This is a genomic window from Parasutterella excrementihominis YIT 11859 (assembly GCF_000205025.1).
GTDB classification, from domain to species: Bacteria; Pseudomonadota; Gammaproteobacteria; order Burkholderiales; family Burkholderiaceae_F; genus Parasutterella; species Parasutterella excrementihominis.
Window position 1 is genome coordinate 1 of record NZ_GL883738.1, and the last position, 16,187, is coordinate 16,187.

29 protein-coding genes are annotated in these 16,187 nt (G+C 51.0%); 28 read left to right on the forward strand and 1 reads right to left on the reverse strand.

Features of this window, described 5'->3' with window-relative positions; genetic code table 11:
• The first annotated feature begins 99 nt into the window (after positions 1-99).
• Entirely contained in the window at positions 100-411 is a 312-nt protein-coding gene (gene rpsJ / locus HMPREF9439_RS08895) for a 30S ribosomal protein S10 (protein WP_008810418.1), read from the forward strand.
• Positions 412-529: 118 nt separating this feature from the next.
• On the opposite strand, the gene HMPREF9439_RS08900 is transcribed toward rpsJ, so the two are convergent.
• Positions 530-1,609, reverse strand: a complete 1,080-nt coding sequence (locus HMPREF9439_RS08900) for an FAD:protein FMN transferase (protein WP_008864579.1) — start codon at positions 1,607-1,609, stop codon at positions 530-532.
• A gap of 457 nt (positions 1,610-2,066) precedes the next feature.
• Between HMPREF9439_RS08900 and rplC the strand changes: the two genes are divergently transcribed.
• The 27 genes from rplC (at position 2,067) to rplQ (ending at position 16,053) form a co-directional block, all read left to right on the forward strand.
• On the forward strand, positions 2,067-2,717 hold the full coding sequence (gene rplC / locus HMPREF9439_RS08905) for a 50S ribosomal protein L3 (RefSeq protein WP_008810420.1): 651 nt from the start codon (positions 2,067-2,069) through the stop codon (positions 2,715-2,717).
• A 10-nt stretch (positions 2,718-2,727) separates the two neighbouring features.
• Complete coding sequence (gene rplD, locus HMPREF9439_RS08910; protein ID WP_008810421.1) at positions 2,728-3,348, forward strand: 50S ribosomal protein L4; 621 nt, start codon at positions 2,728-2,730, stop codon at positions 3,346-3,348.
• Complete coding sequence (gene rplW, locus HMPREF9439_RS08915; RefSeq protein WP_008864581.1) at positions 3,345-3,641, forward strand: 50S ribosomal protein L23; 297 nt, start codon at positions 3,345-3,347, stop codon at positions 3,639-3,641. Before rplD ends, rplW begins: the two co-directional genes overlap by 4 nt.
• Complete coding sequence (rplB, locus tag HMPREF9439_RS08920; RefSeq protein WP_008810423.1) at positions 3,641-4,468, forward strand: 50S ribosomal protein L2; 828 nt, start codon at positions 3,641-3,643, stop codon at positions 4,466-4,468. Before rplW ends, rplB begins: the two co-directional genes overlap by 1 nt.
• A 10-nt stretch (positions 4,469-4,478) precedes the next feature.
• Positions 4,479-4,763: a 30S ribosomal protein S19 gene (gene rpsS / locus HMPREF9439_RS08925; protein ID WP_008810424.1), complete on the forward strand. Its 285-nt coding sequence runs from the start codon at positions 4,479-4,481 to the stop codon at positions 4,761-4,763.
• A gap of 5 nt (positions 4,764-4,768) precedes the next feature.
• Positions 4,769-5,113, forward strand: coding sequence for a 50S ribosomal protein L22 (gene rplV / locus HMPREF9439_RS08930; RefSeq protein ID WP_008810425.1), 345 nt, complete (start codon positions 4,769-4,771; stop codon positions 5,111-5,113).
• A 10-nt stretch (positions 5,114-5,123) separates the two neighbouring features.
• Positions 5,124-5,918: a 30S ribosomal protein S3 gene (gene rpsC / locus HMPREF9439_RS08935; RefSeq protein WP_008810426.1), complete on the forward strand. Its 795-nt coding sequence runs from the start codon at positions 5,124-5,126 to the stop codon at positions 5,916-5,918.
• A gap of 2 nt (positions 5,919-5,920) precedes the next feature.
• Positions 5,921-6,337 (forward strand): 50S ribosomal protein L16, encoded by a 417-nt coding sequence (gene rplP, locus HMPREF9439_RS08940; protein WP_008810427.1) that lies wholly within the window; start codon positions 5,921-5,923, stop codon positions 6,335-6,337.
• A gap of 12 nt (positions 6,338-6,349) precedes the next feature.
• Positions 6,350-6,544 (forward strand): 50S ribosomal protein L29, encoded by a 195-nt coding sequence (gene rpmC, locus HMPREF9439_RS08945; protein ID WP_008810428.1) that lies wholly within the window; start codon positions 6,350-6,352, stop codon positions 6,542-6,544.
• On the forward strand, positions 6,541-6,798 hold the full coding sequence (rpsQ, locus tag HMPREF9439_RS08950; RefSeq protein WP_008864582.1) for a 30S ribosomal protein S17: 258 nt from the start codon (positions 6,541-6,543) through the stop codon (positions 6,796-6,798). Before rpmC ends, rpsQ begins: the two co-directional genes overlap by 4 nt.
• Before the next feature lie 273 nt (positions 6,799-7,071).
• Positions 7,072-7,440: a 50S ribosomal protein L14 gene (gene rplN, locus HMPREF9439_RS08955; RefSeq protein WP_008810430.1), complete on the forward strand. Its 369-nt coding sequence runs from the start codon at positions 7,072-7,074 to the stop codon at positions 7,438-7,440.
• 13 nt (positions 7,441-7,453) lie between these two features.
• Complete coding sequence (rplX, locus tag HMPREF9439_RS08960) at positions 7,454-7,774, forward strand: 50S ribosomal protein L24 (protein WP_008810431.1); 321 nt, start codon at positions 7,454-7,456, stop codon at positions 7,772-7,774.
• 14 nt (positions 7,775-7,788) lie between these two features.
• On the forward strand, positions 7,789-8,328 hold the full coding sequence (gene rplE, locus HMPREF9439_RS08965) for a 50S ribosomal protein L5 (RefSeq protein WP_008810432.1): 540 nt from the start codon (positions 7,789-7,791) through the stop codon (positions 8,326-8,328).
• Between the two features lie 14 nt (positions 8,329-8,342).
• Positions 8,343-8,648 carry a 30S ribosomal protein S14 gene (rpsN, locus tag HMPREF9439_RS08970; RefSeq protein WP_008810433.1) on the forward strand — a complete coding sequence of 102 codons (306 nt, stop codon included), beginning with the start codon at positions 8,343-8,345 and terminating at the stop codon, positions 8,646-8,648.
• A gap of 16 nt (positions 8,649-8,664) precedes the next feature.
• Entirely contained in the window at positions 8,665-9,060 is a 396-nt protein-coding gene (gene rpsH, locus HMPREF9439_RS08975; protein ID WP_008810434.1) for a 30S ribosomal protein S8, read from the forward strand.
• A gap of 16 nt (positions 9,061-9,076) precedes the next feature.
• Complete coding sequence (gene rplF / locus HMPREF9439_RS08980) at positions 9,077-9,610, forward strand: 50S ribosomal protein L6 (protein WP_008810435.1); 534 nt, start codon at positions 9,077-9,079, stop codon at positions 9,608-9,610.
• Between the two features lie 20 nt (positions 9,611-9,630).
• Positions 9,631-9,996: a 50S ribosomal protein L18 gene (rplR, locus tag HMPREF9439_RS08985; protein ID WP_039895993.1), complete on the forward strand. Its 366-nt coding sequence runs from the start codon at positions 9,631-9,633 to the stop codon at positions 9,994-9,996.
• Positions 9,997-10,007: 11 nt separating this feature from the next.
• Positions 10,008-10,526 (forward strand): 30S ribosomal protein S5, encoded by a 519-nt coding sequence (gene rpsE / locus HMPREF9439_RS08990; protein WP_008864584.1) that lies wholly within the window; start codon positions 10,008-10,010, stop codon positions 10,524-10,526.
• A 17-nt stretch (positions 10,527-10,543) separates the two neighbouring features.
• Positions 10,544-10,723, forward strand: coding sequence for a 50S ribosomal protein L30 (rpmD, locus tag HMPREF9439_RS08995; protein WP_008864585.1), 180 nt, complete (start codon positions 10,544-10,546; stop codon positions 10,721-10,723).
• A gap of 14 nt (positions 10,724-10,737) precedes the next feature.
• A complete protein-coding gene (gene rplO, locus HMPREF9439_RS09000) occupies positions 10,738-11,184 on the forward strand; it encodes a 50S ribosomal protein L15 (protein ID WP_008810439.1) in 447 nt (148 codons plus the stop codon).
• A 20-nt stretch (positions 11,185-11,204) separates the two neighbouring features.
• The gene (secY, locus tag HMPREF9439_RS09005; RefSeq protein WP_008810440.1) at positions 11,205-12,533 is read left to right on the forward strand and encodes a preprotein translocase subunit SecY; all 1,329 of its coding nucleotides are present in this window, start codon (positions 11,205-11,207) and stop codon (positions 12,531-12,533) included.
• 152 nt (positions 12,534-12,685) lie between these two features.
• Positions 12,686-12,799, forward strand: a complete 114-nt coding sequence (gene rpmJ / locus HMPREF9439_RS09010) for a 50S ribosomal protein L36 (protein WP_008810441.1) — start codon at positions 12,686-12,688, stop codon at positions 12,797-12,799.
• A 13-nt stretch (positions 12,800-12,812) separates the two neighbouring features.
• Positions 12,813-13,178, forward strand: coding sequence for a 30S ribosomal protein S13 (gene rpsM, locus HMPREF9439_RS09015; protein ID WP_008810442.1), 366 nt, complete (start codon positions 12,813-12,815; stop codon positions 13,176-13,178).
• A gap of 14 nt (positions 13,179-13,192) precedes the next feature.
• Positions 13,193-13,606, forward strand: a complete 414-nt coding sequence (gene rpsK / locus HMPREF9439_RS09020) for a 30S ribosomal protein S11 (protein WP_008810443.1) — start codon at positions 13,193-13,195, stop codon at positions 13,604-13,606.
• A gap of 67 nt (positions 13,607-13,673) precedes the next feature.
• The gene (rpsD, locus tag HMPREF9439_RS09025; RefSeq protein WP_008810444.1) at positions 13,674-14,297 is read left to right on the forward strand and encodes a 30S ribosomal protein S4; all 624 of its coding nucleotides are present in this window, start codon (positions 13,674-13,676) and stop codon (positions 14,295-14,297) included.
• Between the two features lie 153 nt (positions 14,298-14,450).
• Entirely contained in the window at positions 14,451-15,491 is a 1,041-nt protein-coding gene (locus tag HMPREF9439_RS09030) for a DNA-directed RNA polymerase subunit alpha (protein WP_008864587.1), read from the forward strand.
• A 160-nt stretch (positions 15,492-15,651) separates the two neighbouring features.
• Positions 15,652-16,053, forward strand: a complete 402-nt coding sequence (gene rplQ / locus HMPREF9439_RS09035; RefSeq protein WP_008810446.1) for a 50S ribosomal protein L17 — start codon at positions 15,652-15,654, stop codon at positions 16,051-16,053.
• Positions 16,054-16,187 lie beyond the last annotated feature (134 nt).

The following is a 16,187-nucleotide window of genomic DNA, read 5'->3' on the forward strand; positions in this document are numbered from 1 at the left end:
GTCGGTGCCGGCGTTGTTTCTAAGATCGTCGGTTAATTAACTCATTTCGAATCGCGGGCCGAAGAAGGCTTCGGCCCCTCGTTCTTTAAAGGATAAATAATGCAAAGCCAACGTATTCGTATTCGCCTCAAGGCATTTGATTACAAACTGATCGATCAGTCTGCTCTTGAAATTGTTGATACCGGCAAGAGAACCGGTGCTGTTGTCAGAGGTCCGATCCCTCTGCCCACACGCATCCAGCGCTTCGATATTCTTCGCAGCCCGCACGTCAACAAGACCAGCCGCGATCAGCTTGAAATCAGAACTCATCAGAGATTGATGGACATCATCGATCCGACAGACAAGACTGTTGACGCTCTGATGAAGCTCGACCTGCCTGCCGGCGTGGACGTTGAAATCAAAGTCCAGTAATAAGGTTGACTAAATTAAACAGGCCCTTTGAATGAAAGTTCTAAGGGCCCGTTTTTTACCCAAAAGAAAAGCGCTCGGGAATTGAAGTTCCCTGAGCGCTTTTTGCAATTTGAAGTCTTTATTTTTGTTTGAGATCGGCAAAGGCAATCTTGCCCTTCGGCGGAATGATGTCGACTGTCATATCTTTGTCGATGATATTGACGATCTTGGACGCCGAATTGGTCATAGCGACATGCTTGAGGTCTTCGGAGAGTAATACGGCTTTCAGATCCGGATGCTTCTGAAGATACTCAATTGCGCCGGACCAGCCCATGACGAAGAGGGCAGTGCACAAAGCGTCAGCTTTAGCTGAATTGTCATCAATGATCGTCACTGAAGATAAAGTGGCGGGAACGGGTTTGCCGGTTTTCGGATTCAGGATGTGATGGTATTTAACGCCGTCTTTAATGAAGAACTTTTCATAGTCGCCTGAGGTGACGACTGAAGTGTCCTTTAAGGGGACGACCGCGAAATATTCACCTCTTTCTTTATCGGGCCTTTGGAGACCGATAGACCAAGGTTTGTCCGAACCGTTGGTTCCGGAACCGATGACATTGCCGCCGAGACTCACCAGAGAGTCTCCGCATCCGCCTTGCTTGAGTTTATTAATGACCTTGTCAGCGATATAGCCTTTGCCGATGGCGCCGAAAGCGACGGACTGCTTCTTACCGATCTTGCCGAAATATCTGCCGTTTTCCTTTTTAGCGTCGATCAGGTTGTAGTCGACATTAATTAAAGCTCTTTTGATTTCAGCTTCACTCGGGACGCGGTGTTCGGGCTGATCCACACTCCAAAGTTTTACCAATGCGCCGACCGTCGGATCGAAAGTTCCGTGTGTGAGTGCGGCGATCGTTTTAGAACCGTTTAACACCTCAAAGGTTTCCGGTTCAATTTGAATCCATTCGCCGGGGTGCTGATTCAATCGCGTGACATCGCTGTCCGGATCGTAGGCAGACAGGATGTATTCAAGGCGGCGTGTTTCATCATTCAGGATCTTGTAGCAGGCTTCAGCTTTCTCTTTACTGTCGACCTTAAATTGGCCGTTAATTAACGTTCCGATCGCAAACGTATCCACGCTGTATACGTCGGAAGCTGTTGCTGGACCCGCTGTAAAGGCGAGCGCGGCAATCAGAGAAAGAATGATCTTTTTAGATTGCATTTTCTTATAAAGATGAAACGGATAAATAAGTTAGTAATTGTAAAGATTATATTTCCGGCTCTTTAAAACTTCGGCTCAAAGAGGAGCTGAAGAGAATCGAAATGGAGATGAACCGGATCATTAGGATGCGCATTGCCCGAAGAGACGGGCTTCGCGCCGATTCGCCGCAAGAACAGCAGGGCGGCGAACGGGGTGCGGAAATTAAGGTATCAAATTATTAAAGATCTTGTCAAACCTTTACGGAGGATTCGGGCGAAGAGAGGAAAAAAGGTCAAGACGGACCTAATTAGAAGAATATTTAGTCACCTTACAATTGATAACTCTATGAATTGAAGGAGAATATTTGCTTTTTTGAACATCACGATGTACAATGCGTGCCTTTCGTGGTCACCGCTATTCTTTTTCGGTGACTTTTTCTAACTTGTCCAGGCCAATCGCAGCCTGGGTGGAGATAATAATGAGTGAGAAGCTCGGCCTCGTCGGTCGCAAGATCGGCATGACGCGCATCTTTACCGAAGATGGTGTTTCCATTCCGGTAACCGTGCTCGAAGTGTCGAACAACCGCATTACACAGGTAAAAACGGTTGAGACTGACGGCTACAATGCAGTGCAAGTCGCCTTCGGCTCCAAGAAGCCGTCGCGTGTGAGCAAGCCTCTTAAAGGCCAGTTTGAAAAAGCTGGTGTCGAAGCGGGCTCCATGCTCAAAGAATTCCATGTTGAAGAAGACAAGATCGGCGAAATGAAAGTCGGTCAGACTCTTTCCATCGATATGTTCTCCGAAGGTCAGAAAGTTGACGTTACGGGTACAACAATCGGTAAGGGTTTTGCCGGCGCAATCAAGCGTCATCACTTCTCTTCCAACCGCGCCAGCCACGGTAACTCCGTGTCTACAAACGCCCCCGGTTCTATCGGTAACCGTCAGGATCCGGGCCGTGTTTTCCCTGGCAAGCGTATGGCCGGTCACCTCGGTGATGTCCAGCGCACAACTCAGAACTTGGTTATCGCCCGTGTGGACGCCGATCGTCAATTGATCCTGGTCCGCGGAGCCGTTCCCGGCTGCGCCAACGGCGAAGTAATCATCCGTCCGGCTGTTAAGGCCAAAGCCTAAGGAGCGATTTATGGAACTGAAAGTCGTAAACGATCAGGGCCAGCAGACCGCAACCCTTGCGGCTGCCGACACCGTTTTCGGTCGTGAATACAATGAAGCACTGGTTCACCAGATCGTTGTTGCTTATCAAGCCAACGCTCGTCTCGGAACCCGTGCACAGCTGACTCGTGAAGCTGTTCACCACTCTACACGCAAACCCTGGCGCCAGAAAGGCACAGGCCGTGCACGTGCCGGTATGTCTTCCTCTCCGGTATGGCGCGGAGGCGGCAGAGCTTTCCCCAACACACCCGATGAAAACTTCACACAGAAAGTTAACAAGAAGATGATGCGCGGCGCTATGGCCTGCATTCTCTCCAAGTTAGCTATCGACGGTCGTCTCGTCGTTGTGGAGAACATTGACGTTGACACACCCAAGACTAAGAACTTTGCTAACAAGCTCAAAGCCATGGGTCTGAACAGCGCTCTTATCATCACTGACGAAATCAGCGAAAATCTGGATCTCGCCAGCCGCAACCTGAAGAACGTTTGGGTTGTCGAGCCGCGTTATGCTGATCCGGTCTCCCTGGTTCACTTTGATTCCGTTGTTGTTACTAAAGCAGCAATCAGCAAACTTGAGGAGATGTGGGGATGAGCCAAGATTTCCTTTACAAAGCAATCCTCGGTTCTATCGTCTCTGAAAAGAGCACCAGAATCGGAGAAAAGAACAATCAGTACGTCTTCCGTGTAGTTCCCGAAGCTACCAAAGAAGATGTGAAAGCCGCCGTTGAATTACTTTTCAAAGTGAAGGTCAAAGGCGTCCAAATGCTGAACCTTAAGGGCAAACAGAAACGCAACGGTCGTTTCCCCGGCAAACGCAATGACGTTCGCAAGGCCTATGTTTGCTTGGAAGAAGGTCAGGAAATTAACTTCGCAGAGGTGAAGTAATGGCTCTGATTAAACTGAAACCTACATCTGCCGGTCGTCGTCACGCCGTTAAGGTTGTGAACCCGGAACTGCACAAAGGCAAACCTTTTGCAGCCCTCGTAGAAAAGAAGAACCGCGGATCCGGTCGTAACAACTTCGGCCGTATCACTGTTCGCCATCAAGGCGGCGGCCACAAGAAGGCCTACCGTATCATCGACTTCAAGCGCGATAAAGACGGTATTCCCGCTATTGTTGAGCGTCTCGAATACGATCCGAACCGCTCCGCCAACATCGCTCTTGTCCTCTATAAGGACGGCGAACGCCGCTACATCATCGCTCCGAAGGGCCTGAAAGCCGGCGATGAAATCATGAGCGGTCAGGAAGCTCCGATCAAAATCGGTAATGCTCTTCCCCTGCGCAACATTCCCGTCGGCTCCACGATTCACAACATCGAAATGAAGCCCGGTAAAGGTGCTCAGATGGTTCGTGCCGCCGGTGCATTCGCTCAGCTGCTTGCTCGCGAAGGTGCTTACGCTCAGATCCGTCTGCGTTCCGGTGAAGTTCGCCGCATTCTAATCGAATGCCGTGCAACGATCGGTACCGTCGGTAATGAAGAAAACAGTCTGCGTGAACTCGGAAAAGCCGGTGCCAAGCGTTGGCGCGGTATTCGTCCGACCGTCCGCGGCGTTGTGATGAACCCTGTTGACCATCCGCACGGTGGTGGTGAAGGTCGTACCGGTACCGGTCGCGCTCCTGTCACACCTTGGGGCCAGCTCACCAAGGGTTATCGTACTCGTAACAACAAGCGCACCGACAACATGATCGTGTCGCGTCGCTATCGCAAGTAAGGGGGCCTGAATGTCTCGTTCGCTTAAGAAGGGACCGTTCGTTGACGGATCCTTACTGAAGAAAGTCGAAGCCGCTCAAGCTAGCCGTGACAAGCGTCCTATCAAGACCTGGTCTCGTCGCTCGACAATTCTTCCTGAATTTATCGGTTTAACAATTGCCGTCCACAACGGACGTCAGCATGTGCCGGTTTTTATCAATGAAAACATGGTTGGCCATAAGCTGGGTGAATTTGCATTGACCCGTACTTTCAAAGGCCACGCAGCTGATAAGAAGGCTGCTCCAGCTAAGAGGTAATAACAATGGAAACCACAGCAATCGTACGTGGAGTTCGCCTCTCGGCTCAGAAAGGCCGTTTGGTTGCGGATCTTGTCCGCGGTAAGCCCGTTGACAAGGCCCTGAACATTCTTTCTTTCACGCAGAAGAAAGCTGCCGGCATCATCCGCAAAGCTCTCGATTCTGCTATTGCCAATGCCGAACACAACAACGGTGCAGACATTGACGAACTCCGTGTGACTTCTATCTATGTTGAGAAAGCCACGACTCTCCGTCGTTTCTCTGCAAGAGCAAAAGGCCGCGGTGCCCGTATCGGTAAACAGACTTGCCACATCTACGTGACGGTCGGTGATACCCCGGCGAAGAAATAATAGGTGACCCATGGGACAGAAAATTAATCCGACAGGCTTTCGCCTTCCCGTAACACACGACTGGACTTCCCGTTGGTATGCTACTGGCCGCGATTTTGCCCGCACATTGGCTGAAGACCTCAAAGTTCGCGATTACCTGGGCAAAAAGCTCAAGAACGCCTCTGTAGGTCGTATTCTTATCGAGCGTCCCGCTAAGAACGCTCGCATCACAATTTTCTCCGCTCGTCCGGGCGTTGTGATCGGTAAGAAAGGTGAAGACATTGAAGTTCTGAAGGCCGAACTCCAGAAATTGATGGGCGTTCCCGTCCATGTCAATATCGAAGAGATCCGCCGTCCTGACCTCGATGCTCAGCTCATCGCCGACAGCATCACTCAGCAGCTCGAAAAACGTATTATGTTCCGTCGCGCTATGAAGCGTGCCATGCAGAACGCAATGCGTCAGGGCGCTCTTGGTATCAAGATCATGTCCTCCGGCCGTTTGAACGGTGCTGAAATCGCCCGTACCGAATGGTATCGTGAAGGTCGTGTACCTCTGCATACTCTTCGTGCCGACATCGACTACGGCTTCTCTGAAGCTCAGACAACTTACGGCATCATCGGCGTTAAGGTTTGGGTTTACAAAGGCGACAACACCGGTAAGGATGTTGCTGCCGAAGCTCCGGCCGAACGCGAAGACCGCCGCAACCGTCGTCCCGGCAAGCCGGCCAACCGCCGTCCTCGCAAGCAGGCCGACGGCGCTGAAGGCAAGCAGGCTCGCGCTCCGCGCAAACCCGCTCCCGCAGCCGCTGCTAAGGAAGGAGAATAAACATGCTTCAACCAAACAGAACTAAGTACCGTAAGGACCAGAAAGGCCGTAACTACGGTCTGGCTCAGAGAGGTGCTAAGGTTTCTTTCGGCCAGTTCGGTCTGAAAGTTACAGAACGCGGTCGTCTGACAGCTCGTCAGATCGAAGCTGCCCGTCGTGCGATCACTCGTCACATCAAGCGCGGCGGCCGTGTATGGATCCGCGTCTTCCCGGACAAACCCATTTCCTCCAAACCGGCTGAAGTCCGTATGGGTAATGGTAAAGGCAATCCCGAATTCTGGGTTGCTCTGGTTCAGCCGGGCCGCGTCATTTATGAACTTGACGGTGTTGATGAAGCACTTGCTCGTGAAGCTTTCCGCCTTGCTGCGGCCAAGCTTCCGCTCAAGTCCATGTTCGTTACACGTCAAATCGGCCAGTAATAGGAGTGCAGAATGAAAGCCAAAGATTTACGCGCTATGGACGAAGCTGCGCTTAACAAAGAACTGCAGGATCTTCTGAAAGCCCAGTTTAATCTGCGCATGCAGAAGTCTCATCAGCAACTTGAAAACACGAGCCTGATTCGTCAGACACGCCGCGATATCGCCCGCGTCCGTACGATTCTTGCTCAGAAGGCAGCGACGAAATGAGCGAAAACAAACTGACACGCACGCTGATCGGCAAAGCTATTAGCACCAAGATGGACAAGACTGTTACGGTTCTTGTCGAACGTAAGGTTAAACACACGATCGGAAAGATCGTCGTCAAGAGCAAGAAGTATCATGTTCATGACGAAAACAATGACGTTAGAGAAGGCGATATCGTCGAAATCTCCGAAACACGTCCGATTTCCCGCACGAAATCCTGGACAGTTTCCAAGATCGTCGAACGTGCTGAAATCTAATTGATTTGTAAATAGATCTTAATAAGCACTTTAGAGAGCTTGCAATGTTATCCGTATATCGGATATACTTGCGGCTCTCTAATTCTTTTTGCGAAAGAATTTCTTTCGGATTAAGTAGTTAGAGGTTCTTGGGGTTCCGGTTTTTTTGAACAACCCACAAAGCTTGCGGGTATCTGTGAGATTGAATTGGAAACTCTTCTCCCGGACGGGACCAAAACTGGCCGAGCGCCGCGAATCGCGTCGAACTCGGAATAAGTTGGAATATATAAAACCATGATTCAGATGCAATCTAATCTGGACGTAGCCGACAACACCGGTGCACGTTCAGTTCAATGTATTAAAGTGTTGGGCGGCTCCAAACGCCGTTACGCTAATATTGGCGACATTATCAAAGTGACCGTCAAAGATGCAGCTCCGCGCGGCCGCGTCAAAAAAGGCGAAGTCTACTCTGCCGTTGTTGTTAGAACTGCTAAAGGCGTTCGTCGTCCTGACGGCTCTTCTATCTGCTTTGACGGCAATGCTGCTGTTTTGCTTAACAACAAACTGGAACCGATCGGAACACGTATCTTCGGGCCGGTTACGCGTGAACTGCGTACCGAACGCTTCATGAAGATTGTTTCCCTCGCTCCTGAAGTTCTCTAAGGAGAGGATGGAAATGCAACGTATCCGTAAAGGTGACGAAGTTATCGTTATCACCGGCCGTGACAAGGGCAAGAAAGGCACTGTTACAGCTGTTCATGACGATGGAAAAGTCGTCGTTGAAGGTATCAACATTGTTAAGAAGCACGTCAAGCCGAACCCCATGCTGGGCCAGGCCGGCGGCATTATGGACAAGACGCTTCCGATCGAAGGATCCAACGTCATGCTTGTCAACCCCAAAACCGGCAAGGGTGACCGCGTCGGCTACAAAGTTGTTGACGGCAAGAAAGTTCGCGTCTTCAAGAGTGACGGTGCCGTTGTCGGCGCTAAGGCATAAGAGGTCGCAGATAAATGTCTCGTTTTTTGAATAAGTACCGTGACGAAGTGATTCCGGCCCTGACAAAACAGTTCGGCTACAAAACCGAAATGCAGGTTCCCCGTATCACCAAGATCACTCTGAATATGGGTGTCGGCGATGCAGTCAACGACAAGAAGCTTGTTGACCACGCTGTCGAAGATCTGACCAAGATTTCCGGTCAGAAGCCAATCGTTACCAAAACTCGTAAAGCCATCGCTAACTTCAAGATCCGTGAAAACATGCCTATCGGCTGCATGGTCACGCTTCGCGGAGAGCGTATGTATGAATTCCTGGACCGCTTAGTCACTATCGCTTTCCCGCGTGTTCGTGACTTCCGTGGTGTCAGTGCCCGCTCTTTCGACGGCCGCGGCAACTACAACATCGGTCTGAAGGAACAGATCATTTTCCCGGAAATTGAATACGACAAGATCGACAAGCTCCGTGGTATGAACATCAGCATTACGACAACCGCTAAGACGGACGAAGAGGCTAAGGCACTTCTTTCTGCCTTCCACTTCCCGTTCCGTAACTAAGCGAGGTGATTTAATTGGCTAAGCTCGCATTAATCAATCGTGAACTCAAGCGCAAAGCCTGCGCTCAGAAGTTTGCTGCTAAACGCGCCGCTCTCAAAGCGGTCATTAACGATGCTACCCGCTCGATGGAAGAGCGCATGGAAGCACGCAACGCACTTCAGTCTCTGCCCCGTGACGCAAGTCCGTGCCGTCAGCGTAACCGCTGTGAATTGACCGGTCGTCCCCGCGGAACATTCCGCAAATTCGGTCTGGCAAGAGGCAAGATCCGCGAAGCGGCTATGCATGGTGACATTCCCGGCCTGACAAAGGCCAGCTGGTAAGCGAGGAGATTACAAAATGAGTATCAGTGATCCGATCGCCGACATGCTGACCCGTATTCGCAACGGTCAGATGGTCGACAAAACGGAAGTGACTATGCCTTCTTCCAAACTGAAGGTAGCTATTGCAAAAGTTCTCGAAGACGAAGGCTACATCGACGGTTACACCGTTGACGCCAACGACGGCAAGCCCGTTCTTCGTATTGGTCTTAAATACTATGCCGGTCGTCCCGTGATTGAAATGATTGAACGCGTTTCTCGTCCCGGACTGCGTGTGTACAAGAACCACGAAACAATTCCTCAGGTCATGAACGGCCTCGGAATTGCGATCATCTCCACACCGAAGGGTGTGATGACTGATCGTAAGGCTCGTGCAGCAGGTATTGGCGGCGAAGTTCTTTGCGTCGTTGCCTAAGCCGGAGGTAGGAAATATGTCACGAGTTGCTAAGATCCCAGTCGTTCTGGGCAAAGGTGTAGAGGCCAAGATCGAAAACGGTTTCATTACCGTTAAAGGTCCGAAAGGCACTCTTTCTCAGAAGCTTAATCCGGTTGTCGAAGTTACTATCGACAACGGCGAAGTTCATTTCAAGGCCATTGAGCCGACAAAGTTCTCCAACGCCATGAGCGGTACGCTCCGAGCTCTGGTTAACTCCATGAACATCGGCGTGACCGAAGGCTTCACCAAAAAGTTAAATCTGGTTGGCGTGGGCTACAAGGCTCAGGCTCAGGGCAATGTCCTGAATCTGTCCCTCGGTTTCTCTCATCCTGTTGCATACAAGATGCCTGAAGGAATCGAAGTCAAGACCCCGACACCGACTGAAATTGTGATTCACGGCGCTGACAAGCAGAAAGTCGGACAGGTTGCTGCGGAAGTTCGCAGCTACCGCGAACCTGAACCCTATAAGGGCAAGGGTGTCCGCTATGCTGATGAAGTTGTGATCATCAAGGAAACTAAGAAGAAATAAGCGGGCGGAGGCTTAAAGTGATCGACAAGAAACAAAATCGTCTGCGTCGTGCGCGTGCCACGCGTGCCCGCATCAAGGACATGAAGGTTAATCGCCTGACTGTTCATCGTACAAACCTGCACATCTATGCACAGATCATCTCTGCTGACGGTAAGAATGTTCTCTGCGCTGCTTCTACGCTCGAACCCGAAGTTCGTGCACAATTAGCCGGTGTGACAGGAAAGGGCGGCAACGTCAACGCTGCAAAACTCATCGGTACACGCATTGCTGAAAAAGCAAAAGCTGCCGGAATTGAGTCTTGCGCATTCGACCGTGCCGGATATCGTTTTCATGGCCGTATTGCCGCGCTTGCCAACGCAGCGCGCGAAGCCGGTCTCAAGTTCTAAGGAATAGCTAAATGGCAAAGAATCCCAAAAACGCAGTTGCCGAGGAACAGGACGACGGCATTCGCGAAAAAATGATTGCGGTCAATCGTGTTACCGAGGTTGTTAAAGGCGGCCGTATTCTCGGTTTCGCTGCTTTGACAGTGGTTGGTGACGGCGATGGACGCATCGGCATGGGCAAAGGCAAGTCCCGTGAAGTTCCGGTTTCCGTTCAGAAAGCAATGGATCAGGCTCGCCGCGCTATGGAAAAAGTACCTCTTCGCAACGGTACCATTTTCCACGCTGTTGAAGGCCATCACGGTGCTTCCCGCGTTATGCTCCATCCGGCCCCCGAAGGTACCGGCGTTATCGCCGGCGGCCCGATGCGCGCCATTTTCGATGTGATGGGCATCCGCAACATCGTTGCCAAGTCCCATGGCTCTTCCAATCCTTACAACATGGTTCGCGCCACACTTGATGCACTGAGCAAGCTTCGTTCTCCGAGCGAAATTGCTGCCAAGCGCGGTAAGACCGTTGAAGAACTCATCGGTTAAGAATCTGGAGTTTAGAAATGGAAAAGAAAACCATTAAAGTGACCCTCGTCAAGAGCCCGATCGGCTGCAAAAAAGCCCATCGTCAGACTGTTCTCGGTCTGGGTCTCAAGAAAATTCGTCAGACACGCGAGCTGGAAGACACACCTGCCGTCCGCGGCATGATCAACACGGTCTCCTACCTGGTTCGTGCTGAATAATTGAGGATTAGACAATGAAACTTAATACTATTCAGCCGGCAGCTGGTTCCAAGAGCGCTTCTCACCGCGTCGGTCGCGGTGTCGGCAGCGGCTGGGGCAAGACTGCAGGCCGCGGCCACAAAGGTCAGAAGTCCCGTGCAGGCGGCTTCCACAAAGTCGGTTTCGAAGGCGGCCAGATGCCTTTGCATCGTCGTCTGCCGAAGCGCGGCTTCACATCCTGGACACATGAATTCGTCGCTGAAGTTCGCTTGAGCGATCTCGAAAAACTGGGTCTGGACGAAGTCAACCTGGCAGATTTGATCAACGCTAACGTGATCAAATCCAACATGAAGGACGCTCGTGTGATCCTCTCCGGAGAAATCACTCGCAAAGTTACCGTCCGCGGTATGTCTGTCACCAAAGGTGCCAAGGCCGCTATTGAAGCAGCCGGCGGTTCCGTTGTTGTAGACGCTGACAAATAATTTGAGATAAGGAATTAAACGTGGCCAAGAACATTCCAGCGAAAGCCGGCAGTAAATACGGCGACTTATACAGACGTCTGATTTTTCTTGTTTTGGCTCTCGTTGTCTATCGTATCGGCACGCATATTCCGGTTCCCGGTATCGATCCAGATACCTTAAAAGAGCTGTTTAATCAGCAGCAGGGCGGCATCTTAGGGCTGTTCAACATGTTCTCAGGCGGCGCCCTGTCCCGTTTCTCCGTTTTCGCGCTTGGTATCATGCCGTACATTTCGGCATCGATTATCATGCAGATGCTTTCTTACGTACTTCCTTCTCTGGAATCTCTGCGTAAGGAAGGCGAGTCCGGCAGAAGAAAGATCACGCAGTACACCCGTTACGGTACACTGCTTCTCGGTTTGTTTCAGGCTCTCGGTATTGCCGTGGCCCTGGAAACACAGCCGGGCCTGGTCATTGATCCGGGCTTCTTCTTCCGCAGCGTCTGTGTGATTTCTCTGGTCACCGGCACCATGTTCCTGATGTGGTTAGGTGAGCAGATTACAGAGCGCGGCATCGGCAACGGCATTTCGATCATCATCTTCGCAGGTATCGTCGCCGGGCTTCCGGCTGCGGTCAGCGGTTTGTTCCAGTTGGTTTCCACCGGCGCGATCGGACCTCTGTCTGCGATTTTCATCATTGCGATCGTGATGCTGGTGACGGCTTTTGTTGTCTTCATCGAAAGAGGACAACGCCGTATTACCGTCAACTATGCAAAACGTCAGGTCGGAAACCGCATTTACGGCGGCCAGAGCTCTTATCTTCCTCTGAAGATAAACATGGCCAATGTGATTCCGCCGATCTTTGCATCTTCGCTGATTCTCTTCCCGGCTACTTTAGCCAGTTGGTTTACCAGCGGCGACTCCACTCGTTGGATTCGTGACTTAGCGGCTTCTCTTTCTCCGGGTCAACCGCTTTATACATTGCTCTACGCTGCCTTGATCGTTTTCTTTGCATACTTCTACACGGCATTGGTTTTCAATCCGAAAGAAACTGCAGAGAACCTCAAGAAGAGCGGTGCTTTCGTTCCCGGTATTCGTCCGGGCGAGCAGACCTCTCGTTATATTGACAAGGTCCTGCTTCGCTTAACACTTGCCGGTTCGATCTATTTAGTGTTTGTCTGTTTGGTTCCTGAGTTCCTCAACCTGCGATTCAACGTTCCGTTCTACTTCGGCGGTACATCGCTGCTGATCGTTGTGGTCGTGACAATGGATTTCATGAGTCAGGTTCAGGCTTATCTCATGAGTCATCAATACGAATCTCTGCTGAAGAAAACAAACTTCCGCGGATTCGGTCCCGGTTCACTTCCCCGCTAACGGGTTGTAACCATTAAAAAAATTGCTATAAAGGGCGGGATTAGTTTATAATCCCGCTCCTTATGCTTTACTCTGTCATCTGCACTACATTTGGCGGAGTCGGTTCTGTATGAAGTCTTCGCGAGAGGCTTCTTACACTTTTGGAGATAACTATGAAAGTAAACGCTTCGGTCAAAAAAATGTGCCGTAAGTGCAAGATCATCAAGCGCAAAGGCGTGGTCCGCGTTATCTGCTCGGATCCCCGTCATAAACAGCGCCAAGGCTAATTAGAGGTAAATAATGGCTCGTATCGCCGGTATTAACATTCCGCCGAATCAGCACGCTGAAATCGGCTTGACTGCCATCTATGGCATCGGCCGTCCCCGTGCCCGTGAAATTTTGGAAGCGGTTGGTGTTGAAAAAACTAAGAAGGTTAAAGATTTAACAGACGCCGAACTCGAACGCATTCGTGATGCGATCAGCAAGCTCACTGTTGAAGGCGACCTTCGTCGTGAAATTCAATTGTCAATTAAACGCCTTATCGACTTAGGCACCTACAGAGGCATGCGTCATCGCCGCGGTCTGCCCGTTCGCGGTCAGCGCACTCGTACGAATGCACGCACTCGCAAGGGTCCGAAGAAAGCTGGCGTCGCTCTCAAAAAGTAAGGTAAAGGACGACTATGGCAGGAAAGATTCCTAACGCTCAGCAGATCGCTGCTCAGCGTGCTCGTAGAAAAGTTAAAAAAGTTGTGACCGAAGGCATCGCTCACGTTCACGCTTCCTTTAACAACACAATCATCACTATTACTGACCGTCAGGGCAATGCTATTGCAGCTTCCAGCTCCGGCGCTCAGGGTTTCAAAGGCTCTCGTAAGTCCACTCCGTTCGCAGCTCAGGTTGCTGCCGAACAGGCCGGCCGTCACGCCCTTGAATATGGCTTAAAGAACGTTGAAGTCCGCATTACCGGACCCGGACCCGGCCGTGAGTCGAGTGTTCGCGCTCTCAACGCTCTTGGTATTCGCGTCACTTCCATTCAAGACGTTACTCCCGTTCCTCACAACGGTGTTCGTCCTTCGAAGCGTCGTCGTGTTTAATAACTAATTCCCGCGTTTGTCGTGAAATCGATGAACTGAATGTGGAAGACACAGGATAAGAGAAAAAATGGCTCGTTATACCGGACCTAAAGAAAAGCTCGCACGCCGTGAAGGCTGCGACTTGAATCTGAAGAGCGCTGTTCGCTCCTTCGATTCAAAATGCAAATCCGAATCTGCCCCCGGTCAGCATGGACGCACTTCCGGTGCTCGTCTTTCTGACTACGGTGCTCAGCTTCGTGAAAAGCAGAAAGTTAAACGTATGTATGGCGTTCTCGAACGTCAGTTCAGACTGTATTTTGCCAAAGCTGCCCGCAAACGCGGCAACACCGGCGAACAGCTCCTCAGCCTTCTTGAAAGCCGCTTAGACAACGTTGTCTATCGTATGGGCTTCGGCTGCACACGTGCTGAAGCACGTCAGCTCGTTTCCCACTGCGCTATCAGCGTTAACGGCAACAAGGTAAATATTCCTTCCTACTCCGTTAAGGCCGGTGATGTTATCGCCGTCCGTGAGAAGGCTAAGAATCAGGTTCGCATCGCCGAATCCCTGAAACTGGCCGAGTCCAACGGTCTGCCCGACTGGGTTTCCGTTGACACCAAGAAATTGGAAGGCACTTTCAAGAATGTTCCTGCCCGTGACGAAATTTGTCCGGACGTGAACGAATCTCTGATTGTTGAATTGTATTCTCGCTAATTTGCAGTACCCCGGCAGTGTAGTGCGCTGCCGGTTTAGTTTTACACACGATCTCTTCCTTGAGGCAGAGGTCGTCGTGTCATTTATGAGCCTCAATAATTCCTACAGCCTTATCGGTGTAACGAGCCGAGGGTATTGTTAAAAGGAAAATTAATGTCTGTAAATGCTCTCCTTAAGCCTCGCAGCATTGAAGTTGAAACTGCAGAAGGCAATCCTTATTCCGCCACCGTGACGATGGAACCGTTTGAAACCGGTTATGCGCACACCCTTGGTAATGCGCTTCGCCGTGTTCTTTTGAGCTCCATGGTCGGTTTTGCTCCGACAGAAGCCCAGATTGCAGGCGTTGTTCATGAGTACAGCCAGATTGACGGCGTTAAGGAAGACGTGGTCGACATTCTTCTGAATGTCAAAGGCATCATCTTTAAGCTCGAAAACCGTGACGAAGTTACGATCACACTTCGTAAAGAAGGCGAAGGTGTCGTCACTGCCGCGGACTTCGATCTGCCGCACGATGTTCAGATTCTCAATCCGGAACATGTCATTGCCAACCTTTCCGGCGGCAAGCTTGATATGCAGCTCAAGATTGAAAAAGGCCGCGGCTACCAGCCCGGTGACATGAGAGCACTTAAGGACGACTATAGCAAGGGTACGATCGGCCGCATCATTATGGATGCTTCCTTCTCCCCGATCCTGCGTGTTGCTTACCGTGTCGAAAACGCACGTGTCGAACAGCGCACCGACCTTGACAAACTTGTTATGAACATTGAGACGAACGGCGCCATCCTTCCGGAAGAAGCGCTTCGTCAAGCCGCCCATATTCTTCAGGATCAGCTCTCCGTCTTCGGCGGACTGCCCACCATCGGTCTCGAACCCGTTGCTCCGCAGCCTGCTTTCGGCGCAATGCAGCCGCAGGCCCCTGTCGAAGCTCCGATGGCCAAACCTCAGCCTCCGGTTGATCCGATCCTTCGTCGTCCGGTCGACGACCTTGAACTTACCGTTCGTTCCGCCAACTGCCTCAAGGCCGAAAATATTTACTATATCGGCGACTTGATCCAGAGAACCGAAAACGAACTGCTCAAGACTCCAAACCTTGGCCGCAAGTCCCTTAACGAAATTAAGGAAGTTCTTGCCGCTCACGGCTTGACACTCGGCATGAAGCTGGAAAACTGGCCTCCTGTCGGTCTTGACCACTAATTGCAGAACAATTTGTAGTACTTGTTTTATTTGAATTATTTGTCAGCAGTACCCGGCTCGGTTAGAATGCCGAGCCTACCCGCCCGCTCCGGTAGGAGATAGAAGAGACGGGAGATGCCTAAATGGCACCCTAACTAGAAACTTTTAAGGAATTTAAAAAATGCGTCATAAACTCGGACTTCGCAAACTGAATCGTACATCGGCTCATCGTCTGGCCATGCTCCGCAACATGATGAACTCTCTGCTTCGTCATGAAGCCATCAAGACCACACTGCCGAAAGCCAAAGAACTTCGCCGCGTCGTCGAACCGATGATCACTCTGGCCAAAGAACCGACAGTTGCGAACAAGCGTCTTGCCTTCAACCGTCTGCGCGATCGCGAAATCGTTGTCAAACTGTTCAACGAAATCGGACCGATGTTCAAAGACCGTAAAGGCGGCTACACACGTATCCTGAAGATGGGCTACCGTGTCGGCGACAACGCTCCTCTGGCTTATGTTGAACTTGTTCAGAAGACAACTGACGCTGCTCCTGCTAAAGAAGAAGCTCAGAAAGCTGAATAATTTCTCTGAAGTGATTTAAGACAAAGGCTCGCAATCGCGAGCCTTTGTTGTGTCCGCGCATAAGGAAATCAAAAGTCAACTACCTCGGCCTAAAGGCCGCGACTTGAAAAAGCCTCTAGTTGACTAGCCTCAGG